Genomic DNA, 26,866 nt, shown 5'->3' with positions numbered 1-26,866 from the left:
GCTGTGAAATCCATTTCAATAATTCGTTGACAACCGTCGAAGGCGCCCATTAGACTGGGATGATTGCGCTAACACTCCTGTTAAGGGGCTGTGTTTCGCATCCATCATACTCAGAATAATCTGGAGACGACCATGACGGCACATGCCGACCCTACGCCGGGCGCCCCGACGCAGGTCTACGCGACCTATCCGGACCTGCGCGACAAGCGGGTCGTCATCACCGGGGGCGGCTCGGGGATCGGCAGCGAACTGGTCCGGGCCTTCGTCGGCCAGGGAGCGCGGGTCTGGTTCCTCGACATCGCGGATGCCCCGGGCCAGGCGCTGGCCGCAGCGCTTCACGCCGCGCCGCATGCGCCACGTTTCTTCCATTGCGACCTGACCGACCTCGATGCGCTCGCCGCGAGCTTCGTCGCCATCGAGCAGGAGGCCGGCGGCATCGACATCCTCCTCAATAACGCCGCCAACGACGACCGCCACCGCATCGAAAACGTGACGCCGGCGTACTGGGAAGACCGGATGGCGGTCAACCTGCGTCACCAGTTCTTCTGCGCCCAGGCGGCAGCCGGTTCGATGCGGCGCCAGCAGGGCGGCGTGATCCTCAATGTCGGTTCGATTTCCTGGCACCTGCCGCACACCGAGCTGGCGCTGTACATGACGGCCAAGGCCGCGATCGAGGGCCTCAGTCGCGCGCTGGCGCGCGACCTGGGGCCTGACCATATCCGTGTCAACACCGTGGTGCCCGGCGCCGTGCGCACCCCGCGCCAGCAAGCGTTGTGGCATACGCCGGCCGAAGAAGACCGCATCCTGGCCGGCCAGTGCCTGCCGGCGCGGGTCGAGATGCAGGACGTGGCGGCGCTGTCGCTGTTCCTGGCGTCGAACAATGCGCGCCGCTGCAGCGGCCGCGAATACTTCGTCGACGCCGGCTGGTACGGCGCCTGACGCGAATGGAATGTCAATACGGCGCGCCGCGCAAGCGAGCGCGCCGACAATAAAGGAGACAACGATGAAACAAGGCTTCACGAAGATGGGCATCGCCATCGCACTCGGCAGCGCGCTGCTGTTCGCATCGGCGCCGAGCATGGCCGACGCCAGGAACCCCAAGATCGGCTTCTCGATCGACGACCTGCGGCTGGAGCGCTGGACGCGCGACCGCGATTACTTCATCGGCGCGGCCGAAAAGCTCGGCGCCAAGGTCTATGTGCAGTCGGCCGACGCCAGCGAGCAGCGCCAGATCGCCCAGATCGAGAACCTGATCTCGCGCGGCGTCGACGTGCTGGTGATCGTGCCCTACAACGCCACGGTGTTGAACAATGCGATCCGCGAAGCGAAGAAGGCGAAGATCAAGGTGCTGTCGTACGACCGCCTGATCCTGAATGCCGACGTCGATGCCTACATCTCGTTCGACAACAAGGCGGTGGGCGAGCTGCAGGCGCAGTCGATCGTCGGCCTGAAACCGAAGGGCAACTACTACCTGCTGGGCGGGGCGCCGACCGACAACAACGCCAAGATCCTGCGCGAAGGCCAGATGAAGGTGCTGCAGCCGCTGATCGACAAGGGCGACATCAAGGTCGTCGGCCGCCAATGGGTCAAGGACTGGAGCGCATCCGAGGCGATGTCGATCGTCGAGAATGCGCTCACCGCCAACGGCAACAAGATCGACGCCGTGGTCGCGTCCAACGACGCCACCGCCGGCGGCGCGATCCAGGCGCTGGCCGCGCAGAAGCTGGCCGGCAAGGTGCCGGTGTCGGGCCAGGACGCCGACCTGGCCGCGGTGCGGCGCGTGATCGCCGGCACCCAGGCGATGACGGTCTACAAGCCGCTCAAGACCATCGCCACCAGCGCCGCCACCCTCGCCGTGCAGCTGGTGCGCAATGAGAAGCCGGCCTATAACGCCCAGCTTAACAACGGCTACAAGCAGGTCAGCACCGTGCTGCTCAAACCGATCCTGCTGACCAGGTCGAACGTCGACCTGCTGGTGAAGGACGGGTTCTACACCCAGGGCCAGCTGGCCGGCAAATAAATCCGAATCTCTCCTTTCCCCGGGCCCGCGTTTGCGGTCCGGGGATTTTTTCACGCCTTGGGAAGTGGTGCGATGCCGGGCTATCTGCTTGAAATGAAGGGAATCGCCAAGCGATTCGACGGGGTGCCGGCGCTGGACGGCATCGACCTGGCGATCCGGCCGGGCGAGTGCGTGGGCCTGTGCGGCGAGAACGGGGCCGGCAAGTCGACCCTGATGAAGGTGCTGTCGGCGGTCTACCCGCACGGCAGCTGGGATGGCGAGATCCTGTGGGACGGCCAGCCCCTGCGCGCGCGCTCGGTGCGCGAGACCGAAGCGGCCGGGATCATCATCATCCACCAGGAACTGATGCTGGTGCCCGAGCTGTCGGTGGCCGAGAATATCTTTTTGGGGAACGAGATCACCTTGCCCGGCGGCCGGCTCGACTATCCGGCCATGAACCGGCGCGCCGAGGAGATCCTGCGCGGCCTGCGCCTGCCGGACGTGAACGTGGTGCTGCCGGTGAAGCACTACGGCGGCGGCCACCAGCAACTGATCGAGATCGGCAAGGCGCTGAACAAGAATGCGCGCCTGCTGATCCTCGACGAGCCGTCTGCCTCGCTCAGCGCCTCCGAGATCGACGTGCTGCTCGAGACCGTGCGCGACCTGAAGGCGCGCGGCGTGGCCTGCGTCTACATCTCGCACAAGCTCGAGGAAGTGGCGGCCATCTGCGACACCATCGTCGTCATCCGCGACGGCAAGCACATCGCCACCACACCGATGCCCGACATGAGCGTGGACCGGATCATCGCCCAGATGTGCGGGCGCGAGATGAACCAGATGTATCCGTCGCTGCCACATGCCATCGGCGAGGTGGTGATGGAGGCGCGCCACATCACCTGCTACGACCCCGAGAACCCGCGCCGCAAGAAGGTGGACGACGTCTCGTTCCAGGTGCGGCGCGGCGAGATCCTCGGCATCGCCGGCATCGTCGGCGCCGGCCGCACCGAGCTGGTGACGGCGATCTTCGGTGCCTATCCGGGCCGCCACGAGGGCGAGGTCTGGCTCGATGGCCAGCGGGTCGACACCGCCGACCCCTTGAAGGCGATCCGCGCCGGCTTCGCGCTGGTGCCCGAGGACCGCAAGCACCACGGCATCGTGCGCGACCTGTCGGTGGGCGAGAACATCACGCTGTCGGTGCTGCAGCGCTATGCGCACCTGACCCGCATCGACGACGGCGAGGAAGCCAGCGCGATTGGCGAACAGATCGCGCGCCTGGCGCTCAAGACCGCCAGCCCCGCGCTGCCGATCACGGCGCTTTCGGGCGGCAACCAGCAGAAGGCGGTGCTGGCCCGGATGCTGCTCACCGGCCCGAAGGTGCTGATCCTCGACGAGCCGACGCGCGGCGTCGACGTCGGCGCCAAGTTCGAGATCTACCGCCTGATGCTGGAGCTGGCGGCCCAGGGCATCGCCATCGTCATGGTCTCGTCCGAGCTGGCCGAGGTGCTGGGCGTGTCCGACCGCGTGCTGGTGCTGCAGGAGGGCCGGCTGCGCGGCGATTTTCTCAACGATGGCCTGAGCCAGGAGACGGTGCTGGCCGCCGCCCTGGGCCAGGCCTGACAAGCAAATAACACCCATGGATACAACGACACTCAAGCGGCTGTTCACCCAATATAAAATCCTGGCGCTGCTGGTGGCGGTCGCCCTGATCTGGACCTTCTTCCACTGGATGACCGAGGGCGGTTTCACTTCGGCGCGCAACGTCTCGAACCTGATGCGCCAGATGTCGATCACCGGCATCCTGGCCTGCGGCATGGTGTTCGTCATCATCGCCGGCGAGATCGACCTGTCGATCGGTTCGCTCCTGGGCCTGCTGGGCGGGATGGCGGCGGTGCTCGATGTCACCCACGGCATGCCGCTGCCGCTGTCGATCCTGGTGGTGCTGGGCGCGGGCCTCTTGTGCGGCTTCCTCAACGGCTATCTCACCGCCTATGCCGGCATACCGTCCTTCATCGTCGGCCTCGGGGGCATGCTGGCCTACCGCGGCGTGGTGCTGGGCCTGACCGACGGCGCCACCGTGGCGCCGGTCTCGCCCGGCTTCGAGCAGATCGGGCAGGCCTATCTGCCGCCGGCGTGGGGCATCGGGCTGGGCGTGCTCCTCTTCGTGCTGGCCGGCGTGCTGGCCTGGCGCCAGCGGGTCAACCAGGCGCGCCACGGCTTGCCGGTGATCGCGCTGTGGCGTTCGGTGTTTCGTGTGCTTCTCGTCGGCGTGGTGCTGGTGGGCCTGATCTCGACCTTCAACAGCTATGAAGGCATTCCGCTGCCGGTGCTGATCCTCCTGACCCTGCTGGGCGTGTTCAGCTACATCGCGCGCCAGACCGTGTTCGGCCGCCGCATCTATGCGGTGGGCAGCAATATGGAGGCGACCCGCCTGTCCGGCATCGACGTGCGCAAGGTCAAGCTGTGGATCTTTGGCCTGATGGGGCTGATGTGCGCGCTGGCGGGCTTGATCAACACCGCGCGCCTGGCGGCTGGCTCGCCGTCGGCCGGCGTGTCGGCGGAGCTGGACGTGATCGCGGCCTGCTTCATCGGCGGCACCTCGATGCGCGGCGGCGCCGGCACCGTGCATGGCGCGCTGGTCGGCGCGCTGGTGATGGCCAGCCTGGACAACGGCATGTCGATGCTCGACGTCGACGCCTACTGGCAGATGATCGTCAAGGGCCTGATCCTGACCCTGGCCGTGTGGCTGGACGTGGCCACGCGCAGCAATACCCGCTGACACGCGGCCACGTCGTTGGTGATTACGCGAGCTTCACTTCACCATCCACCAGGCGCACCAGGCCGAGCGGATTGCCGTCCTTGAGCGCGTCCGGCAGCAGGCCGGCCGGCACGTCCTGGTAGCACACCGGCCGCAGGAAGCGCTCGATCGCGGTCGCGCCGACCGAGGTGCTGCGCGCATCCGAGGTCGCCGGGAACGGCCCGCCGTGGACCATCGCGTACGACACCTCGACGCCGGTCGGGAAGCCGTTGAACAGGATGCGGCCCACCTTGCGCTCCAGCAGCGGCAGCAGGGCGCCGGCCAGCGCATGGTCGCTGTCGACGGCGTGCACGGTGGCGGTCAGCTGGCCTTCCAGGTGGCGCGTCACGGCCAGGATCTCGTCCTCATTGCGGCAGGCGATCATCAAGGAAACCGGTCCGAAGATCTCTTCTTCCAGCGCCGGGTTGGCGAGGAAGGTCGCGGCGTCGCACTGATACAGGGCGGCGCGCGCGGCGCAGCCCGGGCCTTCCTGGCTGCCGTTCGCCACCAGCTGCACGCCGCCCACGCCCGCGCGTTTGCCGATGGCGTTGTCATAGGCTTGATGGATGCCGGCCGTGAGCATGGTGCCGGCGGGCTTGAGCTGGAGCGCGGCGGCGGCGGCGTCGCGGAAGGCGTCGAACTGCGGGCCGGCCAGGCCGATCACCAGGCCCGGGTTGGTGCAGAACTGGCCGACGCCCAGGGTCAGCGAATCGACGAAGGCGCCGGCCAGCTTTGCGCCGCCGGCCTCCAGCGCGCCCGGCAGCAGGTAGACCGGGTTGATGCTGCTCATTTCGGCGTACACGGGAATCGGTTCCTTGCGCTTCGCGGCGATCTGGCTTAGTGCCAGGCCGCCCGCGCGCGAGCCGGTGAAGCCGACGGCGCGGATCGCCGGATGGCTCACGAGGTCGCCGCCGATCTGATTGCCTTCGCCGATCAGCAGCGAGAACACGCCTTCCGGCATGCCGCATTCGAGCGCCGCCTGCAGCACCGCCTTGCCCACCAGTTCCGACGTGCCGAGGTGGGCGTTGTGGGCCTTGACCACGACCGGGCAACCGGCGGCCAGGCTTGATGCGGTGTCGCCACCGGCCACCGAGAACGCGAGCGGGAAGTTACTGGCGCCGAAGACGGCGACCGCGCCGAGCGGAATCTTGCGCATGCGCAGGTCTGGGCGCGGCGGCGTGCGCTCGGGCAGGGCCGAATCCAGCGTCGCTTCCAGGAAGTGGCCGTCGCGGACCACCTTGGCGAACAGGCGCAGCTGGTTCACGGTGCGGCCACGTTCGCCCTCCAGGCGGGCCGCCGGCAAGCCGCTTTCCTGCGACGCGCGCTCGATCAGCGTCGGGCCCAGGTCGAGGATGCGCTGGGCGATCGTCTCCAGGAAGCGTGCGCGCTGCTCCAGGGGCAGGGCGCGATACGGCTCGACGGCGGCATCGGCCAGTTCACAGGCACGCGCCAGGTCGGCCGGCGTCGCCAGGCCGAACTCGGGCTCCAGGTCTTGCTTCTTTGCGGGGTCGTAGGCGCGCACGGCGCCGGCGCCGCCGCGCAGGATCTGGTGGCCGATGATCATTTCGCCGCTGATATTCATTGTGGGTCTCCTGGTTGGAAGTGGTTGGGTCGTTGATGTCATACGCAATCAGACGCTGCTGCGGGATCGGCGATAAAACAATCAGCCCAAATGATAACGTTTTCTGTTAGCGCGAACATTTTTGTTGCAAGCGCCCCTTTATTGATTAGCATGGTTGCCAGCAAGCCAATAATAAATACAGGCAGGAGACATGATGCGTACCACGATCGCCCGCCGACCCGGCATGGGTTGGCGCAGGGTCCTGGGTGTGGTTGCGGCCGTGTGCGTCGCCGCCGCAGCCTTGGCCGCCCCCGTCGTCCCGAACGGCGCGGGCTATGTCTGGGACAGCGTCGCCATCGGCGGCGGCGGCTTCGTGACCGCGATCGTGCCGAGCCGCAGCGAACCGGGCATCGCCTACGCCCGCACCGACGTCGGCGGCGCCTACCTGTGGCGCGCCACGGAGGGCCGCTGGACGCCGCTGCTCGATTGGGTGGGCGAGGACCAGACGGGCTTGCTGGGCATCGACGCGCTGGCGATCGACCCCGACAACGCCGCCAATGTGTGGCTGCTGGCCGGGATCGCCTACCTGAACGGCGGCCGCACCGCCATCCTGCGCTCGACCGATTACGGCAAGAGCTTCGACGTCGTCGACGTCAGCGCCCAGTTCAAGACCCATGGCAACGGCTTCGGACGCCAGGGCGGCGAACGGCTGGCCGTCGATCCGGGGCCGAGCAAGCGCCTCTACCTGGGCTCGCGCCGCGACGGCCTGTTCGAAAGCGCCGACGGTGGACGCAGCTGGCAGCGCAATCCGGCGCTGGCGGTGACCACCACGCCCAACGACGTCGGCCTGAACATCGTGTTGCCGGACCCCGCCAGCGTCAGGCAGGGGCGCGCGCAGCGGCTGTTCGTCGGCGTGTCGCGCTTCGGCAGCGTCGGCCCGAACCTGTACCGCAGCGACGATGCCGGCGCGACCTTCGTGCCGGTGGCGGGAAGCCCGTCCGGCCTGATGCCGCAGCGCGCGGCCTTCGACGGCGCCGGCAAGCTGTACATCACCTATGCCAACGGCGCCGGTCCGCACCCGGACAAGAGCGGCAGCGAGCCGATCGACCGCGGCCAGGTGTGGCAATACGAGATCGCGAGCGGGGCATGGCGCAACGTGACGCCGGTGGGATCGAACCGGCCGTTCGCCGGGATCAGCGTCGACCCGCGCAACCCCAGGCGGCTGGTGGTCTCCACCATCAATACCTTCATCGCCCAGGGCGATGCGCGCGGCGACCGCGTCTATCTGTCGAACGATGGCGGCGCCAACTGGGTCGACGTCATCGCGCGCGGCTTCCGGCGCGACGCGGCCGGCGTGCCCTGGCTCGAGGGTCACGCGATCCACTGGGCCGGCTCGGTCGAATTCGATCCGCTCGATCCGCGCGCGGTATGGGTCACGTCCGGCAACGGCGTGTTCCGCACGCCCGACATCGACGCCACGCCGGCCACCTGGACTTTCACGGTGAAGGGCCTGGAAGAGACGGTGCCGCTCGGCCTGGTCAGCCTGCCGGGCGCGCCGCTGGTCTCGGCCATCGGCGACTACGACGGCTTCGTGCACGACGACCCGGCGCGCCCGGGCCGTATCCACCAGCCCGAGATCGGCACCACCACCGGGCTCGATGGCGCCGCCCGCCGTCCCGGCAGCATGGTGCGGGTGGGCGACGCCATGCTCATCACGCGCGACGGCGGCGACACCTGGACCCGGACGCCGACGCTGCAGGGCAAGCGCGGGCGGGTCGCGATGTCGAGCGACGGGGCGACCCTCGTGCATGCGCCGCAGGGATCGGCGACCCTGTACCGCTCGGCTGACGATGGCGCCAGCTGGACGCCGGTGGCGGGCCTGGCGGGACGCGATTTGCGCGCGGTCGCCGATCCGGTCAACCCGAAAGCGTTCTACGCCTACGACGACAAGGCGCTGATGGCAAGCGTAGATGGCGGCGCCAGCTTCGCGCCGCGCGCCAGCCTGCCGCCGGGCGGCTCCAGACTGATTCGTGCGTTGCCGGGCCGCGACGGCGACCTGTGGGTGGCGCTCAAGGACGGCGGCCTGGTGCGCTCGCGCGATGGCGGCGCCAGCTTCGCGCCGCTGGCCGGCGTCGGCTACTGCGGCGCGGTCGGTTTCGGCAAGGCCGCACCGGGCAAGCGCGAGCCGACCGTCTACATCTGGGGCAGCGTCAAGGGCGTGCGCGGCGTCCACCGTTCGCTCGACCTGGGGCGCAGCTGGCAGCGCATCAACGACGACGCCCACCAGTACGGCGGCCCCGGCGACGGCCACTTCATCGTCGGCGACATGAACCGCTTTGGCGTGGTCTACATGAGCACCGCCGGCCGCGGCATTGTCTATGGAAGGCCGGGACCGATATGAAGATGTTCTCCAGCCTGCGCATCCTGCTGGGCGCCTGCGCCTTCTCGCTGGCGGCAATCAGCGCCGCCGCGCCTGAGATGATGCTGCGCTACGATCGGCCGGCCCGGGACGACGACCAGGGCTGGGAAAAAGAGGCGCTCCCCATCGGCAATGGCCGCATCGGCGCCATGGTGTTCGGCCAGCCGGGCCGCGAACACCTGCAGTTCAACGACATCACCTTGTGGACCGGCGACGACAAGACCATGGGCGCCTTCCAGCCCTTCGGCGACCTGCTGGTCGAGCTGCCCGGCCACGAAAGCGGGGTGACCGACTATCGCCGCACGCTCGACCTCGGGCGTGGCGTGCACACGGTGACGTATACGCATGGCGGCGTGCGCTACCGGCGCGAAGCCTGGGCGAGCTTCCCGGCCCAGGTGATCGTGCTGCGCCTGACTGCCGACCGGCCCGGCCGCTACAGCGGCGCCGTGTCCCTGACGGACCGTCACGGCGCCCATCTCGCGGTGGCCAATGGCCGGCTGCATGCGACCGGTACGCTGGCCGGCTTCGCGCTGCCCGACCAGGCGCCGAGCGGCAACGTGATGTCCTACGCCAGCCAGGCGCAGGTGATCAGCGATGGCGGCAAGTTGACGGCCGATGGCCAGCGCATCGCCTTCGCGGGCGCCGACGGCCTGACGCTGATCCTGGGCGCCGGCACCAGCTACGTGCTCGACGCCGCGCGCCGCTTCGAGGGCGGGCATCCGCTGGCGCGCGTGACCGCACAGGTGGACCAGGCCGCGGCGCGTGCTCCCGCAGCGCTCCTCGAGGAACACGTCGAGGATTTCCGACGCCTGATGCAGCGGGTGGCTATCGACCTGGGCGAGACGCCGGCCGCTCGCCGCGCACTGCCGACCGATGCGCGCCTGCTGGCCTACACGAAAGCGGGCGGCGATCCGGAACTCGAGGCCCAGTACTTCCAGTACGGCCGCTACCTGCTGGCCTCCAGTTCGCGCGGCTCGCTGCCGGCCAATCTGCAGGGCCTGTGGAACAACAGCCTCACGCCGCCGTGGAATGCGGATTACCACACCAACATCAACGTCCAGATGAATTACTGGCCGGCCGAGGTGACGAACCTGGGAGAATCGGCCTTGCCGTTCTTCGATTTCGTGAACGGCATGGCCCCGGTATGGCGGCGCGCCACCACGGAGGAATTCCGCCGCGCCGATGGCCAGCCGGTGCGGGGCTGGACCCTGCGCACCGAATCGAATCCCTTCGGCGCCATGGACTACCTGTGGAACAAGACCGGCAACGCCTGGTATGCCCAGCACTTCTGGGAACACTACGCCTTCAACCGCGACGAGCGCTTCCTGCGCGAGGTGGCCTATCCGGTGATGAAGGAGGCCAGCGCCTTCTGGCAAGACTACCTGAAGGCGCTGCCGGACGGGCGCCTGGTCGCGCCGCAGGGCTGGTCGCCGGAACACGGTCCGGTCGAGGATGGCGTCGCCTACGACCAGCAGATCGTATGGGACCTGTTCAACAACACGGTCGAGGCGGCCGGCATCCTGCGGGTCGATCCGGATCTGCGCGCGCAGCTAGCCGCCATGCGCGACCGCCTGGCCGGGCCGCGCATCGGCAGCTGGGGCCAGTTGCTCGAATGGCTGGAAGAAAAGAAGGACCCGGTGCTCGACACGCCGCGCGACACCCACCGCCACGTGTCGCACCTGTTCGCGCTGTTCCCGGGGCGCCAGATCGATCCGGTGCGCACGCCGGAGCTGGCCCGGGCCGCGCGCCGTACCCTGGAAGCGCGCGGCGACGCCGGCACCGGCTGGTCGATGGCCTGGAAGATGGCGTTCTGGGCCAGGTTGCACGAGGGCGAGCGCGCCCACCGCATGTTGCGCGGCCTGCTGGCGGCGCCGGGCGCGCGCGCGGCCGAACAGGCCGGCGTCTTTTCGGAACATAACAACGCCGGCGGCACCTATCCGAACCTGCTCGACGCCCACCCGCCGTTCCAGATCGACGGCAATTTCGGCGCCACCGCGGCGATCGCCGAGATGCTGCTGCAATCGCAGGGCGGTGAATTGCACCTGTTGCCGGCGCTGCCGTCGGCGTGGGCGCGCGGCGCGGTGAAGGGATTGCGCGCGCGTGGCGGATATGAAGTGGATCTGCGCTGGGCCGATGGCCGCTTGCAGGGCGTCACGGTGCGTGCGGTGGCCGGGAACGACGGTCCCGTCAAGATCCGCTACGGCGCGAAACGCATCGAGATCGACCTGGCGACAGGGCAGAGCCGTAGCCTGGACCCGGCGCAGTTGCGCTAACGACAAGAATGACAACGAAGGAGACGAACAGCATGACCCTGAAACCACTCGCCCGCAGGCTTGCGTGCCTCTGCCTGTTGTTGGCCAGCGCCGGCGCGGCGACTGCCGCCCCCGAGCTGCCGCGCCTCGTCGAAAAGGATGGCCGGCACGCCCTGATGGTGGACGGCGCGCCGTTCCTGATGCTCGCGGGTCAGGCCCATAACTCCAGCAACTATCCGGGCGCCTTGCCCAAGGTCTGGGCGGCGCTGAAGGACGCGCACGCCAATACCCTCGAGATGCCGGTCGCCTGGGAACAGGTGGAGCCCAAGGAAGGGGAGTTCGACTTCAGCTTCCTCGACACCCTCGTTTCGCAGGCGCGTGAAAACGATATCAGGCTCGTCATCGTCTGGTTCGGCACCTGGAAGAACACGGGGCCGGGCTACCTGCCGGAATGGGTCAAGTTCGACAACCGGCGCTTCCCGCGCATGAAGGACAAGGACGGCAAGACGGTCTACAGCCATTCGCCGTTCGGCGAGCAGACGCTGGCGGCCGACCGGCGCGCCTTCGTCAGGATGATGGAGCACATCAGGAAGATCGACAGCGGCCACCGCACCGTGATCATGGTGCAGGTCGAGAACGAGGTGGGCACCTATGGCGTCCCGCGCGACCATGGCGAACGCGCCGAGGCGGCCTTCCGCCAGCAGGTGCCGGCCGCGGTGCTGGCGCGCCAGAAGCCGAAGGTGGCGGGCGTGACCCAGGGCAGCTGGCGCCAGGTGTATGGCGACTACGCCGACCAGTACTTCCATTCCTGGGCCATCGCCAGCTATATCGAGTCGATCGCCAGCGCGGGGCGCGCGGTGTACGACCTGCCGATGTTCGTCAACGCCGCCCTGCGCGAGCCTTCGCTCGACGGCAAGCCGGCGGCGCCGTGGAAAGCGAACTTCGCCAGCGGCGGGCCGACCTGGGACGTGATCGACATCTACAAGGCGGCGGCGCCGCACATCGACCTGGCGGCGCCCGACATCTATATGCCCGAGTCGAACAAGGTGACGGCGGTGCTGAAATCGTACCAGCGGCCGGACAACGCCTTGATGGTGCCGGAGATGGGCAATGCGGCGGGCTATGCGCGCTACGTGTACCAGATCGTCGGCATGGGGGCGCTGGGCGTGGCGCCGTTCGGGCTCGACTACTTCGACTACAGCAACTACCCGCTGGGCTCGAAGTTCACAGACCGCCGCATGGTCGAGCCCTTCGCCACCGTGTACGGGGCGTTCGCGCCGATGCAGCGCCAGTGGGCGCGCTGGGCCTTCGAGGGCCGCACCCACGGCGTGGCCGAGGGCGACGACCGTGCGCCGCAGACGGTGGCGCTGGAGGGCTGGAAGGCGACCGTGTCGTTCCGCGAATTCCAGTTCGGCGAGCGCCAGTACCTGAAGGACAAGAGCGAGTTCAAGGAAGGAACCGAGAAGCCCGGCGGCGGCGTGGCCATCGCCCAGGTCGGCGAGAACGAGTTCGTGCTCGTCGGCCAGCAGGCGCGCGTGAAGTTCGCGGGCGATGGCGCGAACGCGGGCAAGCCCTCGCTCTTGGGGCGGGTGGAGGAAGGCCGTTTCGACGCCAATGGCCGCTGGGTCATGGAGCGCAACTGGAACGGCGACCAGACCGACTATGGCCTGAACCTGCCGGCGGCGCCGGTGGTGCTGAAGGTCAGGCTCGTGACGTACCAGGAATAACAACGATGAAGACAGGAGATATGCAAATGCGTATGACACAGGTGGCAGCCGCGGCGCTGTTCCTCGCCTCCGGGCTCCAGGCCCATGCGGGCACGTTTCAACAGACCGCCACCGGCATCGAAGTGCGGCCCGATAGCGGCGCCAAGGTGGTGCGCCTGAACCTGATGAGCGACAACATCATCCAGGTCGTGAAGCTCGCCGAGGAGAACAGGACGCTCACGCCCTCGCTCATGACGGTGGCCGCGCCGTGCGCCGACAAATGCACGTTCACGGTCACGCCCACGACGGACAACGTCCAGCTCAAGGCGGGCAAGATATCGGCCACCGTGTCGCTGAAAGACGGCCAGGTCCAGTTCTTCGACGGCGCCGGCAAGCGCTTCCTGGCCCAGGCGTCCGAGTCGATGAAGCCGGTCGATGTCGGCGGCAAGCCGTTTTTGGCGATCAAGCAGGGCTTCAATCATGGCACGCGCGACGCCTATTTCGGCCTGGGCCAGCACCAGAACAACCAGATGAACTACAACGGCGAAGACGTGCTGCTGGCCCAGCACAATATGATCGCCGCCGTGCCCTTCGTGGTGTCGGACAAGGGCTATGGCCTGCTGTGGGACAACAACTCGATCTCGCGCTTCGGCGACGCCACGCCCTACGACCACATGTCGCGCGACCTGGTCTTGCGCAGCCTTGACGGCAAGCAGGCCGGCCTGACCGCGCGCTACTACGTCGACGGCAAGCTGGCGCTGACGCGCCAGGAGAAGGACATCGACTACCAGTACCTGAAGGACGTGGACGAGAACTGGCCCAAGGAGCTCAAGCCGGCCAAGGACCTCAAGAACGTGCGCGTGGTATGGGAAGGCACCATGAGCAGCGACAAGCCGGGCGTGCACAAGATGCAGCTCTATTCCTCGGACTACGCCAGGCTGACGGTGGACGGCAAGGAAGTGATGGACGTGTGGCGCATGGGCTGGAACCCGTGGTACCACAACTTCGAGGTCAAATTCGACAAGAACAAGCCGGTCAAGCTGCACCTGGAATGGAAGCCGTCGGGCGGCATGGTGGCCATCACCCACAACAATCCGCTCCCGGCGCCCGAGCGCCATTCGCTGACCATGTCGTCCGAGATCGCCGAGGCCATCAACTACCACGTGATCAGCGCCGACAGCATGGACGGCGCGATCGCCGGCTACCGCCACCTGACCGGCCAGGCGCCGATGATGCCGAAATGGGCCTACGGCTTCTGGCAGTCGCGCCAGCGCTACGAGACCCAGCAACAGCTGCTCGACGCCCTGGGCGAATACCGCAAGCGCGGCTGGCCGCTCGATAACATCGTCCAGGACTGGTTCTACTGGCCCGAGGATGGCTGGGGCTCGCACGACTTCGACAAGACCCGCTTCCCTGATCCGAAGGGCCTGGTCGACGCCGTCCACAAGCAGAATGCGCGCATCATGCTGTCGGTGTGGGGCAAGTTCTACGCCAATACCGACAACTACAAGGAGTTCGCATCGAAGGGGTATATGTGGACCAAGAACGTGGAGAATGGTTCGCGCGATTGGGTCGGTAAGGGTTACCTCAACAGCCACTACGATCCGTACACCAGGGAGGCGCGCGAGATCTATTACCGCCAGCTTAAACCGAAGCTGGTCGACCTGGGCTTCGACGCCTGGTGGATGGACAATACCGAACCCGACGTGCTGTCGAACAGCCGGCTGGAAGACTTCAAGCAGCTGATCGGACCGACCGTGTATGGCGCCGGCGAGATCACCTTCAATCCCTACAGCCTGGTGAGCACGGGCGCCATGATCGATGGCCTCAAGCGTGACCAGCCCGATAAGCGTCAGTTCATCCTGTCGCGCTCGGGCTTCGCCGGCATCCAGAGGAATAGCGTGGCGGTGTGGAGCGGCGACACGGGGGGACGCTGGAACAATCTGTACGACCAGATCGCGTCGGGCACCAATATGTCGATGTCGGGCGTCCCGAACTGGACCCACGACATCGGCGGCTATGCCCAGGAAGTGCGGTTCCAGAGCGGCGACGTCGGCTCGGCCCAGGAAAACCGCGTCACCAGCCGCGCCAAAGCCAATCCCGAAGACATGGAAGAGTGGCGCGAGCTGAACCACCGCTGGTTCCAGTTCGGCGCCTTCACGCCGCTGTTCCGTTCGCACGGCGAGGTGGTCAAGCGCGAGATCTATAACATCGCCGCCGGCGACGACGCCATGCGCGACAATATGGTCTGGTGGCTGAAGCTGCGCTACCGCCTGATGCCGTATATTTACACGATCGCATCCGACACCCATTACCGCTCGGGCACCATGATGCGCGGCCTGGCGATGGACTTCCCGCTCGATGACAAGGCGAAGAACGTCAAGGACCAGTACATGTTCGGCCCTTCGTTCCTGGTGGCGCCGGTGTACGAGTACAAGGCGCGCCAGCGCCAGGTCTACCTGCCCGCCGGCGCCGACTGGTACGACTTCCATACCGGCGAGCGCCACCGGGGCGGCGCGACCCGCACCATCCAGGCGCCGCGCGAGCGCATGCCGCTGTTCGTCAAGGCCGGCTCGGTGATCACGGCCGGTCCCGTGACCCAGTACGTGGACGAGAAGCCCGATGCGCCGCTGACGCTGTTCGTGTATGCCGGCGCCAACGGCCTCGCGACCCTGTACGAGGACGACGGCGTGACGAACGCCTACCAGCGCGGCGAAGCCAGCCGCATCCCGATCAGCTACGACGACAAGGCCGGCGTGGTGCAGATCGGCGAGCGCGTCGGCCGCTACCAGGGCATGGTCGAGAAGCGCGAGTTCCGGGTGCGCGTGATCAAGCCGGGGGTGTCGACCGCGGCCGATATGGATGCGTCGGACAAGTCGGTGGTGTATGAGGGCAAGCCGGTGAGCATCAAGCTGTGATTACCCGCCGGGCACGTGCGCGTGCCCGGCATTTTCAGTCGACACCCATGAACATCTTCTCTTACGCGGCCTGCCTGGCCCTGGCCGGTCTGCTCCACCTGGCGCCCGCCCATGCGCTCGAGACGGTCGCGCCCGACCACCAGCACTTGCAGTACACGGGCCGCATCGATTTCAGCGACCGCCGCACGCCGGTGCTGAGCTGGCCGGGCACGTCGGTGGCGGCCACCTTCACCGGCACCTCGCTGTCCATCGTCCTCGACGACCAGCACGGCAAGAATTACTACAACGTCTTCCTCGACGGCGATACCGGGCGGCCGATCATCCTGCAGCTCGACAAGGGGAAGAAGAGCTACCTCGTGGCCAACGGGCTCGCGCCCGGCGCGCATCGGGTGTTGCTCACCAAGCGCACCGAGGGCGAGGAGGGCGCCACCGTGTTCCTCGGCCTGGCGCTGGACGACAAGGCGGCATTGCAGGCGCCGCCGGCCAGGCCGGGCCGGAGGATCGAGTTCTTCGGCGATTCGATCACCAGCGGCATGGGCAACGAGGCGCCTGACGATGGCGAGGATCATCACGGCAAGGACAAGAACAACTATCGGTCCTACGCCGCGATCGCCGCCCGCCAGCTCGGCGCCGAAGCGCATTTCACCTCGCAGGGCGGCATCGGCATCATGATCAGCTGGTTCCCGTTCACGATGCCGGACTTTTACGACCAGCTGAGCGCGGTCGGCGACAATGACAGCCGCTGGGACTTTTCGCGCTGGACGCCCGACGTGGTGGTGGTGAACCTGATGCAGAACGATAGCTGGCTGATCGGCCGCGACCACAAGCTGCAGCCCGAGCCCGATGAAGCGCAGCGGATCGCGGCCTACCAGGCTTTCGTCGCGCGCGTCAGGTCGCTGTACCCGAAGGCGTATATCGTGTGCGCGCTCGGCAGCATGGACGCGACCAGGGCCGGATCGCCCTGGCCAGGGTATGTCGAGACCGCCGTCAGGAACCTGCGCTCGGCCGGTGACGCGCGCATCGACACGCTGTTCTTTCCGTTCACGGGTTATGGCAAGCACCCGCGCGTGGCGCAGCACCAGGCGAACGCGGACTTGCTGACCACTTTCATGCGCCAAAGAGTGGGGTGGTAGGGCGGTGCTGTATCATGCCGGGCTTCGTTACGAAAGCCGCACATGCTCATCATCACCATCAAGCAGGGCAAGGAACAAGCGATCCTTGCCGGCGACCCCTGGATCTACCAGTCCGCGATCGACAAAGTCGACGGCAAGCCGCACGAGCGCAACAAGATCGGCGTGACGGCGCTGGTGCAATCGTCGTCGCGCCGCTTCCTGGCGCGCGCCGCCTACAACGCCAGGTCGCAGATCGCGGCCCGCGTCTGGACCTTGCGCGAAGATGAAGCGGTCGACCATGCGCTCATCAAGCGCCGGGTGCAGGCCGCCATCGAACGGCGGCTTGACACCTGGCGCGCGGTCGGACCGGATGCGCTGGTCCAGCTGGTCGACGGGGAAAAGGATGGCCTGCCCGGCCTGGTGGTGCAGGGCTATGGCGGCCCGGACGGCTACCTGGTCTGCCAGTTCAACGCCGGGGGCGTCGACCTGTGGAAGGTGCCGGTGGTGCAGGCGCTGCTGGCCGCCACCGGCTGCCCGAACGTCTACGAGCGTTGCGATGCGCTCGTGCGCAAGGCGGAAGGATTGCCGTTCGCGCCCGGCGCCCTGGCCGGCGAGGAGCCGCCGCAGCGCCTGATGGTGCGCACCCGGGACAGCCTGGCGCCGATGGATATCCGCACCGGCTTCACCTACCCGCGCTGAACCGGGTTCAGGCCAGCGCTTCCTTCGCCGCCTCTTCGGGCGTCAGTGAATCGTAGAACTGGTCGGTGAACCACTCGATCTGTTCTTCGATGTGATCCTGGGCCTGCTTGACGGTGGCGCCGCCGGCGACCAGGAAACCTTCCACTTCGATGCACCACTGGATGAACGCCAAGGTTTCTTCGTCCAGTTCTTCTTCCTTCTTTGCCATATCGATTCCCGTAATGTTGCGTGATCAGTGAACACTGGATTGGAGCGAGCAGCGTTGCACGATTCTAACGTAGCCGTATATCGACGCCAATGCTTCACGGCGAGGACGGGCTAACCGGTCTGCGGCTTGTTATAGATATAAAAAGCCGCCCGCGGTGCGCGTCATCATACGCTCTCTATCGACGCAGATTCAGGGAGGTCGCGATGAAATTGCTCTTGGCGCGCACAATGCTCGTCGGCTCGATCCTCGGGCTGTCGGGTTGCGCAGCATTCGATTGGTGGCCGCAGTCAACGGCCAATGCGGGCGGAAAGCCTGGGGAGCAGTCATCAAGCAATACCGCAGGCGGTCCGGAAACATTCCCGCGCATCCCCGATGTCGGGCCTGGCGGGGCCGGTCAGACAGCGCCCGCCGGGCCGGCCGACACTTCCGCTCCCGCTCCCGCTCCCGCTCCCACGCCCGACCTGGCGAAGGCGCCGGCGGCCGTCGTCGCGGCCGGGCTCGATAGCGCGACCGTCGTCGACATGCTCGGCATGGCGTGGCAAGGCCTCCAGCGGCCGCAACCGATCGACCCGGCCATCGGGAAATACCTTGGCGGTTTCGGCGTCGTGGTCGACATGCTGCAAAGAGGCTTCGATGTCCGCGCCGCGCGCGAGGCGCATGCCGGCGTGGTGCGGCTGCGCGACGCGATGGGACCGGGTGAGACCAAAATCATCCACGTCAAGCAGGGGGCGGACGGCCGGGTCCAGGTCTATGAAGTGCCCAACCGTTTCGCGCCGATCGTGAAGAACCCGGGCGAGAAGGTCATCGAGTCAGAGATCGTCACGCCCGAGGTCGTCGTCCAGCGCGACGGCAGCGTGCTGCACATGTTCACCTCGCGCAGCGCGCTCACGCAAAAGGCGCGGGCAAGCTATGACCAGGAATGGCCGGCGTTCTACAAACGCGCCGATGCGGCGATCGCCGCCATCCTGGCGAAAGGCTGACCCATCATTTCGCTGGAGCGAACTGCAGCAGGTAGACGTCGTTCTCGCGTAGCGGCAGGCTGGTGGCCAGGCGGCCATCGGCGCCGACGGTGACCGTCTTCTGCTGCGACGGCTTGCCGGTGGCTTGCGCCTTGAGCGTGGCGACCTGCTGCCGGGTCAACTGCTTTGGCGAGCCCATGCCGATATAGGCGGTGAAGGCGTCGTTCTGCTTGTAGCCGACCTGCGACACCGTCATGGCGTAGGCGCCCGGCTTCAGGCCGCGCAGCGTCACGGCGACCTGGCCCTTGGCCTTCGGCGGCAAGTCCTTGATGTAGAACTGCTGGTTGTTGACCTTGTCGGGCAGCGTCTGGGTCACGTCCCATAGCAGGACCTGGGCATTGCCTTTGTCGTCGACGGTCGCCCAGGAATCCTTGTCCGCATTCTTGAGCTCCGTGTGGCCGAGCTGGTTCAGGAACTGGTAGGCGAAATAGGCCGGCTTCTTGATGCCCTGCGTGTTCATCAGCCCGAAACCGCCGTGGAAGGCCTCGAAGCGCGGACCGGGCTCTTCGAAGATATCGGTGAACACCCAGTACGACATCGATTGCACCGCGCCGCTGCTCTGCTTGAGCTTTTTCAGGATGTAGGCGGCCTGGTGATAGCTGTCGTGGGTCGGGTCGGCCGGGGTGTACGACGAACTCCATTCGGTATAGTGCAGCTCGAGCTTCGGCATGCTCGAGGCGGCGATCTCCCTGCGGTTCTTGAGCACGTCGCTGGCCACCGCCATCTCGTCGCGGCTCAGGACCGTGCCCTTGGTGCCGAATTCGTCCAGGTAGCCTTCACCGACGCCATACGAGTGGGTACTGACGAAGTCGAGCGGCACCTTGTTCTTGTCGGCATAGGCCATCATTTCGGGAATCCAGGCCGCGCCGGCGGTGGCCGGGCCGCCGACCCGGTAGGAGGAATCGACACGCTTGATGGCGCGCGCCGCGTGGGCGTACAGCCGGAAGTACTCGTCCTGGGTGCCGGCCCAGAAGCCGTCCAGGTTCGGTTCGTTCCATACTTCGAAGTACCAGCTCGCGACTTCCTCCTTGCCATAGCGTTCGGTCCAGTGCCGCGTCAGGGCCTCGATCAGGCGCTCCCACTGGCCGTAGTCGCGTGGCGGCGTGACGTTGCCGCGCCACCAGAAGATGGTCTTGGCGCCGCTGGCCATGGCATTCGGCATGAAGCCCAGCTCGACGAAGGGCTTGATGCCGATCGAGAGCAGGTAGTCGAACAACGCATCGATGTACTGGAAGTTGTACTGTTCCTTGCCCTGGGCGTCGATCTTGTACACGCCCATGTCGTCGGTCAGGAGGCCGTGGAAGCGGATGTAGCGAAAGCCCGCGTCGCGCCGGATCTCGGCCAGCTGCTGCTGCCAGTCGGCGCGCAAGCCTTCGTTGGCGCGCCCGGCGCCGACCGACAGGTTGAACATGCGGTCGAGCTTGCCCTGGACCTGGGTGACGTCGACGTCGATGTTGCGCTGCTGCGCGAGCGCGCTGATTGGCAGAATGAGCGCCGCGGCCAGCAGGGCCCGGGCGAATGGCGTGTGTCTCATGGATCGAATTCCCGTGGTGAGCCTGGTGAAGCGCAAGCATACGGTGCGCCACCCGCCATGGCATGCGCCATGCGGATAGTTGAAGCAATCGTGCCGGACGTGTCAGGTTCAGGCGCCATGCCCGGGGCGCCGGCCAGCGAGGCGCGGAACGCCTTCGGCGTGCACCCATACTCCTCCTTGAAAAGCTTGTTGAAGTAAGAGGCGTTGTTGTAGCCGACCGTGTAGGCGACCTCGGAGACCGTGGCCGATCCCTTCTCGGCCAGCAGGCGCGCCGCCTCGGCCAGGCGCAGCTTGTTCAGGTAGCCGGTGAATGTGAAGCCCAGTTCGGCCTTGAGGATCTCGTTGACCTTGTTGCGGTTGACGCCGGCCGCCTGCACCACGGCGTCCAGGTCCAGGTCGGCCTCGGCATAGCGGCTCGCCATCGCCTGCAGGATGGCCGCCTTTTCGCGGTCGCGGCGCGGCTCGAGCGGGAGTTCGAGCGAGAGCTGCTGGTAGGCCACGATCGGCAAGTCCTTCTGCAGCTTGTCCTGCAGCTCGCGGCGCAGGGCGTGCGCGTGGGCGCGGAACAGCCACAGGCCGAAGCCGGCCCAGGCGAGCAGAAGAAACGCGCCGGGCATGATGATCCAGCGCAGGTCGCGGCCATGCAGGGTCAGGCTGCTCACGTCGACCACCAGCGCCACGTCGCGCGGTGTCTGGAAGGTGCTGCCGATGGCCAGCTTGGGCACCTGGTCCAGGCGGTAGGATTGGCGCGACAGCGGCAGTCCCGCATGGGCGAACCACCATTGCGGCGTCTCCATGCGCGTCAGGTCCAGTTCGACCCGGCTGCCTTGCTCGTTGCAGGAAAAGAAGCTCGATGGAGCGCGGTAGCTGGCCGGGTCGCCGCGCCGGGACAGGCCCTCCTCAAAGGTCGGCGCCACCAGCGACAAGGTGTTCTGTGGCGCGCAGGTGGCGATGAAGGACACCGAGGCAAAGCGCGTCAGGTCGGCGTGCGCCGGCTCACCGTTCGGTCCAAGGAAGAACAGGTTGGCTTCCGCGTAGGGATAGGTCGTGCCGCTGGCGACGTTCAGCGCCATGCGCAGACGCCGGCCGTCGTCGAGCACCCGCACGTTCGATGCGCCGCCGGCCGAGGCGTCGCCACCCGGGTGGACGCGCCAGGCCGCCTGGCCGTCGCCCGGGCCGCTCAACAGCGCGACGTCCAGGAAGCTGCGCCGGTAGCAGGCAGTGCCCAGCACCAGGCTAGCCGCGAGCAGCGCCAGGAGGGCCAGCAGCGCCCGGCGTTGGAAGGCATGCATGGCGAACTGTCAGCGAGCGCCTGCCGCGAACTCGCGCGCCGGCAGGCGCACGGTCACCGTCTGCACCGGAGCGTCGGCCGCCGTCGCGAGCATCACCCGGTATTCTCCGGCCGCGATCTTCCAGCGGTTCGATGCGGCGTCGAACACCGCCAGCGTGCGCGGGTCGACCGCCACCTTGCTGGCGCGACGCTCGCCGGCGTTCAGGGCCAGCTTGTCCCAGCCGCCCAGCCGTTTCGGCGCCTCCCAGCCGGCGCCGACCTTCGACACGTACACCTGCGGCACCGCCTTGCCGGCGCGCGCGCCGCTGTTCAGTGTGTCGAAGCTGACCTGGATGCCGCCGTCCGCCGCCTCGGCCTTCAGATTGGTGTAGGTGAAGCTGGTGTACGACAGCCCGTGGCCGAAGGCGAACAGCGGTTTGTGCCCCTTCAGGTCGAACCATTTGTAGCCGACCGCCGCTCCCTCGACGTCGTAGTCGACGTCGAAGCGGCTGTCCTTGGGCAGGTCGAGGCCATCGAGCCTGGGCCGCGGCAGCTGGTTCTCGGCCAGCGGGAAGGTCTGCGGCAGGCGTCCCGAGGCATCCACTTCGCCGCTCAGCACGCGCGCGATCGCCTCGCCGCCATTCGTGCCCGGATACCAGGCCTGGACCACGCCAGCCACCTGGTCGACCCACGGCATCGTCACCGGGGTGCCGGTCTGCAGCACCACCACCGTGCGCGGATTGGCTTTCGCAACGGCGGCGATCAGCGCGTCCTGCCCGTTCGGCAGCGACAGATTCGGCACGTCGTTCGCCTCCGAGGTCCACTGGGTCGCGAACACCAGCACCACGTCGGCGCCGGCGGCGACTTTCGCGGCGCCAGCCGCATCCTTGCCGTCATGCCAGTCGAGCTTCGCCTTGCTGCGGCGGGCCAGGGCCTGCATCGGCGATCCTGGCAGATAGACCATCGGCCCCGGCCAGGCCGCCGGTCCCTCGTTGGGCACCGCCATGCCGCCGCGCGGATAGACCTGGGCCGAGCCGCCGCCGGACAGCACGCCCTTGTTGGCGTGGCCACCGATGATGGCGATGCGCCTCGAACCCGGGGCCAGCGGCAGCACATTGCCCGCGTTCTTGAGCAGGACGATGCCTTCCTCGGCGTCTTCCTGCGAGATGCGGGCGTGGTCGGCGTAGTCGATCTCCTTGTCGCGCACCTTCACGGGATTGTCCATCACGCCGTGCGCGCTCATCGCCCACAGGATGCGTGCCACCATATCGTCCAGGCGCCCCTCCGGCACGTGGCCGTTCTGCACCGCCTCTTTCAACGCGCCGTCGAAGTAGGGCGATTTGTCGAAGGGGTAGCCGGACTGCTGGTCGAGGCCCGCCAGCGCTGCGGGAATAGTCGAATGCACGGCGCCCCAGTCGGACATCACATAGCCCTTGTAGCCCCAGTCGCGCTTGAGCACCTTGTTCAGCAGGTGGTCGTTCTCGCAGCCGTACACGCCGCCAATGCGGTTGTACGAGCACATGACCGAGCCCGGATTGCCGCGCTCGATGGCGATTTGGAAGGCCAGCAGGTCGGACATGCGGCCGGCCGCGTCGTCGATCTTGACGTTCAGGTGGTTGCGACCCGTCTCCTGGTCGTTATAGGCATAGTGCTTGATGGTCGAGATCACGTGGTTCGACTGCACGCCGCGAATCTGCTCGCCAGCCATGATCCCGGCCAGCAGCGGGTCTTCGCCGGTGTATTCGAAGTTGCGGCCGTTGCGCGGCTCGCGCGCCAGGTTGACGCTTCCGCCCAGCATCACGTTGAAGCCCGACAGGCGCGCTTCCTTGCCGATCATGGCGGCGCCCTTGAAGGCCAGCGCCGGGTTCCAGGTGGCGGCGGTGGCGATCCCGGCCGGCAGCGAGGTGCGTTCGCGGGTCTGCTTGCCCGGCTGCGAGGCGACGCCGATGCCGGCGTCGGTCAGCCACTGCGGCGTGATGCCGAGCCGTTCGATGCCCTTGATGTAGCCGGCCGACTGCACCAGGGCTTCGGTCGGCGGCTGCTTGCCCTGGAATTCGGTGCCGAACTGGCCGAACACCATGCCGATCTTCTCGTCGAGGGTCATCTGGCTCACCAGCTTTGCTGCGCGTTGTTGGGCGGCGTCGGGGGCCGCTTGCGCGCACTGGACGGCGCAGGCGGCGGCGAGGGCAATCGCCCAGCGGGCGTTCGGCAAAGCATGCTGCATACTCTTGTCTCCTTGGATTCTTGTTTGATGGCCGCGCCGCCCTGGACGGAGGCGCGGCCGGTTCGCGACCTCAGAACGTCACGCCGAGACGCACGCTGTAGCGCGGCCCCGTCACGAACCACGCGCGGCCCTTGTCGCCGACGTGATGGGTCATGATCTGCTTGTACCTGGCGTCGGTCAGGTTCTGGGCCTGGAAGTCGATGCGGTAGTTGTCGTTGAACTTGTAGCTGACGCCGCCGTCGAGCTGGCCATAGTCGTCGGCCCAGATCGGCAAGCCCCAGGCCACCACGTTCTGGCCGAAGGTCGGGCTGTCCGGATTGGTGTCGACGCCATTGGTGCCGTTGGTGCCGTTGTTGTTGTTGCCCAGCAGGCTCTTGGAACGCCAGCTCCACGCCAGGCGCGCCGACCATGGACCGCGGTCGTACAGCAGCGCCAGGTTATACGAGTTGCGCGACATGTATTCCAGCGGCAGGTCGCCGAAGGTGCGGCCGTCGGTATCGCAACCGTTCAGGTTCAGGTTGAGGTTGGCGGCGTTGTTGCCGGCCGTGCACCACGGCGAGAACACCGGGCTGTACAGGTCGCGCTTGGTCTTGACGTGGGTGTAGTTGGCCTGCACCCCGAAGCCCGCGAGCCAGCCCGGCAGGCGGTCGAAGTACTGCTGGTAGGCGACTTCGACCCCGCGGGCGCTGCCGCGCGCGCCGTTCACCGGCGTGGCGACGGTGAAATCGATTGCACGGCCGGCCGAGTCGATCAATTGATAGGACCGGCTCTGCTTGATGATGATGTCGCGCAGGCGCTTGTCGAACAGGCCGACGGTGAGCGAGCCGGCCTTGGCGAAATACCATTCTGCGGTGAGGTCGATATTGCGCGAGGTGACCGGACGCAGCATGGGATTGCCGATCGCCTCGCCGGTATGGCCGACCGAGGTGACGTTGGTGACCTGCCCGGCGCCGGTGCCGGTGGTCGTGCTGCTGACGTTCTGGCTCAGGGTGGTATAGGCCTGCAACTGGTCGAAGTTCGGCCGCGACATGCCCTTGCCGATGGCGAAGCGGAACTGCAGCTCGTCGCTGGCCTTCAGCCGCAGGTTCAGGCTCGGCAGCCAGTTGTGGTAGCTGTTCTCATAGTCCTCGCGGCCGGCGAACGGCGCGATCACCGGCACCGGCAGGCCGGTGGTGCCGCCCGGCGGAACGATGAAGGTCGAGTTGTACACGGTGTAGCCGTACGAATCGGATTCGGTCTTCACGTAGCGCAGCCCGACGTTGCCGTCGATGGGGAAGCGCAGGTCGTCGAAGGCAAAGCGGAGCTGGCCATAGATCGCCCTGGTCTTTTCCGCCTGCTCGTTGTCGCCCGATGGGTTGGCTTCGCCGAAGGCGGCCGGCGTCCACGGCGTGCAGCTGTTGCCTGCCTCCGCGCACAGGATGTCGTGGAAGCCGTGCAGCTGGGCATAGCTGCCGGGGAAACCGGCCGTGACCGATGCCGCCGGGAAGATGATCGCCGGGACGCTGGCGTCGCCGTTGAAGAAGTTGTTGAACTGGTTGACCGTGGTCGGCGCCTGGAAGCGCGGGTCGCTCAGGTAGGCCAGGTTGTTGATCTGCCACGGCATCATCCAGCGCTGCGAGATGCCGACCCAGTGGTAGTTGGGGTTCGAATTGATGGTCTTGGCGTCACGGTCGGTCAGGCGCACGCCGACCCGCAGATCGCGCAGCACCGGGTGGTCGAAGTCGTACTTGACGTCGCCTTTCCACGCCTTCTGCTCGGCCACGCTGCGGTCGAGGTGCTCTTGCGAGAAGGCCCAGAAGAAGTTATTCGGATCGCTCATCGCCGCGGCCTGCGCCGGGCTGAACGTGATGCGCGGCAGCGAACCCGTTACGTCGAGGTTCAGTTCCGGCATCAGGGTGCCGAGGGCCACCGTCGAATCGAAGCCTTCCGAGCGCGCCTTCACGTGCTGGAAGTCGGAGGTGAAGGTCCAGTTGCTGGAGGGCTTCCATTCGACGTTCCAGGCGATGTCGGTGGTGACCGAGTCGCGCGTCGCGGTGCGCGCATTGTTGGCGTACTCGATGCTGCCGGCGGTCGGGTTGGTGATGGTCCCGCTCAGGAAGGCGCCGTTGGCGTCATACACGCCGTTGGTCACGCGCAGGTTGGTCGGGGTGCCCTCGGCCGAGAACAGCGCATTCTCGTCCCAGCGCATATCGTATTTGGAGCGGAACCAGGTCAGGTGGCTCTTGAGGGTATTGTCCTTCTTCCACTGCAGCGCGCCATAGGCGCCCTGGCGCTTGCGGTCGAAGTCGAGCGTGCGCCATTGCGCTCCCTTGGGGATCCAGACGGTGCGGCCCGGCTCGGCGCCGGCGACCGGATAATACGGCTCGACCTGGAAGGCGTCGGTGCGGGTCACGCTGCGCGAACTGGCGAAATTGACCAGCGCGCCGATCTCGCCGATGCCGGTCTGCCAGCGGTTCGAATACAGCAGCGAGCCGGCGGGGTGGGTCTTGCCTTTCTTGAGCTCGGAGTAGGCGCCTTCGATGCTGCCCGAGATGCGCTGGCCCTTGATGTCGAAGGGCAGGGCGGTGCGCAGGTTGACCAGGCCCGAGATGCCGCCCTCGATCTGCTCGGCCGACGGGTTCTTGTAGACGTCGACGCCGGCCATCAGCTCGGGCGGCACGTCCTCGAAATTCAGGGCCCGGCCGCCGGTCGACGAGAACGAATCGCGGCCGTTCAGCTCCGAGCGCACCCAGCTCAGGCCACGGATCGACACGCCCGACCCTTCGACCGAGAAGTGCTCGGGGTCGGCGCGCGACATGGTGCGGTCGATGGTCACGCCGGGAATGCGCTGCAGCACTTCGGTGATGGACTTGTCGGGCAGCTTGCCGATGTCTTCGGCGACGATCGAATCGACCACTTCGTCCGAGTTCTTCTTGAGCTGCTGGGCGCTGTCGAGGGCGGCGCGCTGGCCGGTGACCGTGACCACCTGGGGAGCCGCGCTCGCCGCTGGCGCTGCTTGCTGAGCAAAAGCCGCGGACAAGCAGCACAGATGTGCGACGCCCACGGCAATGGCCGACTTGTTCAACTGTCTCATATTGTGTCTCCGTCTTTGTTTGAAGAACCCATCTATGGGGTCCCTTATCTGGTGCTGCCGGGATCGGCGACCGCCGGA

General features: G+C 67.0%; 17 protein-coding genes. 11 read left to right on the top strand and 6 right to left on the bottom strand.

What is annotated here, in order from left to right:
* The first annotated feature begins 132 nt into the window (after positions 1 to 132).
* The 4 genes from xylB (at position 133) to HMPREF9710_RS24820 (ending at position 4,775) form a co-directional block, all read left to right on the top strand.
* Entirely contained in the window at positions 133 to 939 is an 807-nt protein-coding gene (gene xylB / locus HMPREF9710_RS24835; RefSeq protein WP_005671061.1) for a D-xylose 1-dehydrogenase, read from the top strand.
* Positions 940 to 1,024: 85 nt separating this feature from the next.
* Positions 1,025 to 2,020 (top strand): D-xylose ABC transporter substrate-binding protein, encoded by a 996-nt coding sequence (xylF, locus tag HMPREF9710_RS24830; RefSeq protein ID WP_085986732.1) that lies wholly within the window; start codon positions 1,025 to 1,027, stop codon positions 2,018 to 2,020.
* A gap of 72 nt (positions 2,021 to 2,092) precedes the next feature.
* Positions 2,093 to 3,616 carry a D-xylose ABC transporter ATP-binding protein gene (gene xylG, locus HMPREF9710_RS24825; RefSeq protein WP_005671058.1) on the top strand — a complete coding sequence of 508 codons (1,524 nt, stop codon included), beginning with the start codon at positions 2,093 to 2,095 and terminating at the stop codon, positions 3,614 to 3,616.
* 16 nt (positions 3,617 to 3,632) lie between these two features.
* Complete coding sequence (locus tag HMPREF9710_RS24820; protein WP_005671056.1) at positions 3,633 to 4,775, top strand: sugar ABC transporter permease; 1,143 nt, start codon at positions 3,633 to 3,635, stop codon at positions 4,773 to 4,775.
* A gap of 22 nt (positions 4,776 to 4,797) precedes the next feature.
* Here HMPREF9710_RS24820 and HMPREF9710_RS24815 read toward each other — a convergent pair whose 3' ends face one another.
* A complete protein-coding gene (locus HMPREF9710_RS24815; RefSeq protein WP_005671054.1) occupies positions 4,798 to 6,375 on the bottom strand; it encodes an aldehyde dehydrogenase (NADP(+)) in 1,578 nt (525 codons plus the stop codon).
* Positions 6,376 to 6,565: 190 nt separating this feature from the next.
* Here HMPREF9710_RS24815 and HMPREF9710_RS24810 point away from each other — a divergent pair, with 190 nt between their 5' ends.
* From HMPREF9710_RS24810 to HMPREF9710_RS24785, 6 genes are read left to right on the top strand one after another with little or no spacing between them, the layout of a single operon-like run.
* A complete protein-coding gene (locus tag HMPREF9710_RS24810; RefSeq protein ID WP_174348367.1) occupies positions 6,566 to 8,755 on the top strand; it encodes a beta propeller repeat protein in 2,190 nt (729 codons plus the stop codon).
* Positions 8,752 to 11,046, top strand: coding sequence for a glycoside hydrolase family 95 protein (locus HMPREF9710_RS24805; RefSeq protein WP_005671050.1), 2,295 nt, complete (start codon positions 8,752 to 8,754; stop codon positions 11,044 to 11,046). Before HMPREF9710_RS24810 ends, HMPREF9710_RS24805 begins: the two co-directional genes overlap by 4 nt.
* Before the next feature lie 32 nt (positions 11,047 to 11,078).
* Entirely contained in the window at positions 11,079 to 12,752 is a 1,674-nt protein-coding gene (locus HMPREF9710_RS24800; protein ID WP_005671048.1) for a GH35 family beta-galactosidase, read from the top strand.
* 26 nt (positions 12,753 to 12,778) lie between these two features.
* Positions 12,779 to 15,649, top strand: a complete 2,871-nt coding sequence (locus HMPREF9710_RS24795; protein ID WP_005671046.1) for a glycoside hydrolase family 31 protein — start codon at positions 12,779 to 12,781, stop codon at positions 15,647 to 15,649.
* A gap of 47 nt (positions 15,650 to 15,696) precedes the next feature.
* Positions 15,697 to 16,782, top strand: a complete 1,086-nt coding sequence (locus tag HMPREF9710_RS24790; protein ID WP_005671044.1) for an SGNH/GDSL hydrolase family protein — start codon at positions 15,697 to 15,699, stop codon at positions 16,780 to 16,782.
* A gap of 42 nt (positions 16,783 to 16,824) precedes the next feature.
* On the top strand, positions 16,825 to 17,460 hold the full coding sequence (locus HMPREF9710_RS24785; protein WP_005671042.1) for a class I SAM-dependent rRNA methyltransferase: 636 nt from the start codon (positions 16,825 to 16,827) through the stop codon (positions 17,458 to 17,460).
* Between the two features lie 7 nt (positions 17,461 to 17,467).
* Here the strand turns inward: HMPREF9710_RS24785 and HMPREF9710_RS24780 are convergent, their stop codons facing one another.
* Entirely contained in the window at positions 17,468 to 17,668 is a 201-nt protein-coding gene (locus tag HMPREF9710_RS24780; protein ID WP_005671040.1) for a hypothetical protein, read from the bottom strand.
* 203 nt (positions 17,669 to 17,871) lie between these two features.
* Between HMPREF9710_RS24780 and HMPREF9710_RS28135 the strand changes: the two genes are divergently transcribed.
* Positions 17,872 to 18,648, top strand: coding sequence for a hypothetical protein (locus HMPREF9710_RS28135; RefSeq protein WP_005671038.1), 777 nt, complete (start codon positions 17,872 to 17,874; stop codon positions 18,646 to 18,648).
* Between the two features lie 4 nt (positions 18,649 to 18,652).
* Here the strand turns inward: HMPREF9710_RS28135 and HMPREF9710_RS24770 are convergent, their stop codons facing one another.
* The 4 genes from HMPREF9710_RS24770 to HMPREF9710_RS24755 all read right to left on the bottom strand — a co-directional run bounded on the left by HMPREF9710_RS24770 (position 18,653) and on the right by HMPREF9710_RS24755 (position 26,788).
* Entirely contained in the window at positions 18,653 to 20,221 is a 1,569-nt protein-coding gene (locus HMPREF9710_RS24770) for a GH39 family glycosyl hydrolase (RefSeq protein WP_005671036.1), read from the bottom strand.
* On the bottom strand, positions 20,218 to 21,513 hold the full coding sequence (locus HMPREF9710_RS24765; protein WP_005671034.1) for a helix-turn-helix domain-containing protein: 1,296 nt from the start codon (positions 21,511 to 21,513) through the stop codon (positions 20,218 to 20,220). The genes HMPREF9710_RS24770 and HMPREF9710_RS24765 overlap by 4 nt, the downstream gene beginning before the upstream one ends.
* A gap of 9 nt (positions 21,514 to 21,522) precedes the next feature.
* Complete coding sequence (locus tag HMPREF9710_RS24760; protein WP_005671032.1) at positions 21,523 to 23,715, bottom strand: beta-glucosidase family protein; 2,193 nt, start codon at positions 23,713 to 23,715, stop codon at positions 21,523 to 21,525.
* A 70-nt stretch (positions 23,716 to 23,785) separates the two neighbouring features.
* Positions 23,786 to 26,788: a TonB-dependent receptor gene (locus HMPREF9710_RS24755; protein WP_005671030.1), complete on the bottom strand. Its 3,003-nt coding sequence runs from the start codon at positions 26,786 to 26,788 to the stop codon at positions 23,786 to 23,788.
* Positions 26,789 to 26,866: the final 78 nt, after the last annotated feature.

This window comes from Massilia timonae CCUG 45783, assembly GCF_000315425.1.
GTDB lineage: Bacteria > Pseudomonadota > Gammaproteobacteria > Burkholderiales > Burkholderiaceae_D > Telluria > Telluria timonae.
This window is presented reverse-complemented; position numbering and strand designations above follow the sequence as displayed.

What these genes read in the sequence shown, in the direction of transcription:
- HMPREF9710_RS24780 (WP_005671040.1), bottom strand. Translation starts at nt 17,668, where the DNA reads ATGGCAAAGAAGGAAGAAGAACTGGACGAAGAAACCTTGGCGTTCATC.
- HMPREF9710_RS24760 (WP_005671032.1), bottom strand. Translation starts at nt 23,715, where the DNA reads ATGCAGCATGCTTTGCCGAACGCCCGCTGGGCGATTGCCCTCGCCGCC.
- xylB (WP_005671061.1), top strand. Translation starts at nt 133, where the DNA reads ATGACGGCACATGCCGACCCTACGCCGGGCGCCCCGACGCAGGTCTAC.
- HMPREF9710_RS24820 (WP_005671056.1), top strand. Translation starts at nt 3,633, where the DNA reads ATGGATACAACGACACTCAAGCGGCTGTTCACCCAATATAAAATCCTG.
- HMPREF9710_RS24755 (WP_005671030.1), bottom strand. Translation starts at nt 26,788, where the DNA reads ATGAGACAGTTGAACAAGTCGGCCATTGCCGTGGGCGTCGCACATCTG.
- xylF (WP_085986732.1), top strand. Translation starts at nt 1,025, where the DNA reads ATGGGCATCGCCATCGCACTCGGCAGCGCGCTGCTGTTCGCATCGGCG.
- HMPREF9710_RS24785 (WP_005671042.1), top strand. Translation starts at nt 16,825, where the DNA reads ATGCTCATCATCACCATCAAGCAGGGCAAGGAACAAGCGATCCTTGCC.
- HMPREF9710_RS28135 (WP_005671038.1), top strand. Translation starts at nt 17,872, where the DNA reads ATGAAATTGCTCTTGGCGCGCACAATGCTCGTCGGCTCGATCCTCGGG.
- HMPREF9710_RS24810 (WP_174348367.1), top strand. Translation starts at nt 6,566, where the DNA reads ATGATGCGTACCACGATCGCCCGCCGACCCGGCATGGGTTGGCGCAGG.
- HMPREF9710_RS24805 (WP_005671050.1), top strand. Translation starts at nt 8,752, where the DNA reads ATGAAGATGTTCTCCAGCCTGCGCATCCTGCTGGGCGCCTGCGCCTTC.
- HMPREF9710_RS24800 (WP_005671048.1), top strand. Translation starts at nt 11,079, where the DNA reads ATGACCCTGAAACCACTCGCCCGCAGGCTTGCGTGCCTCTGCCTGTTG.
- HMPREF9710_RS24795 (WP_005671046.1), top strand. Translation starts at nt 12,779, where the DNA reads ATGCGTATGACACAGGTGGCAGCCGCGGCGCTGTTCCTCGCCTCCGGG.
- HMPREF9710_RS24790 (WP_005671044.1), top strand. Translation starts at nt 15,697, where the DNA reads ATGAACATCTTCTCTTACGCGGCCTGCCTGGCCCTGGCCGGTCTGCTC.
- xylG (WP_005671058.1), top strand. Translation starts at nt 2,093, where the DNA reads ATGCCGGGCTATCTGCTTGAAATGAAGGGAATCGCCAAGCGATTCGAC.
- HMPREF9710_RS24770 (WP_005671036.1), bottom strand. Translation starts at nt 20,221, where the DNA reads ATGAGACACACGCCATTCGCCCGGGCCCTGCTGGCCGCGGCGCTCATT.
- HMPREF9710_RS24815 (WP_005671054.1), bottom strand. Translation starts at nt 6,375, where the DNA reads ATGAATATCAGCGGCGAAATGATCATCGGCCACCAGATCCTGCGCGGC.
- HMPREF9710_RS24765 (WP_005671034.1), bottom strand. Translation starts at nt 21,513, where the DNA reads ATGCATGCCTTCCAACGCCGGGCGCTGCTGGCCCTCCTGGCGCTGCTC.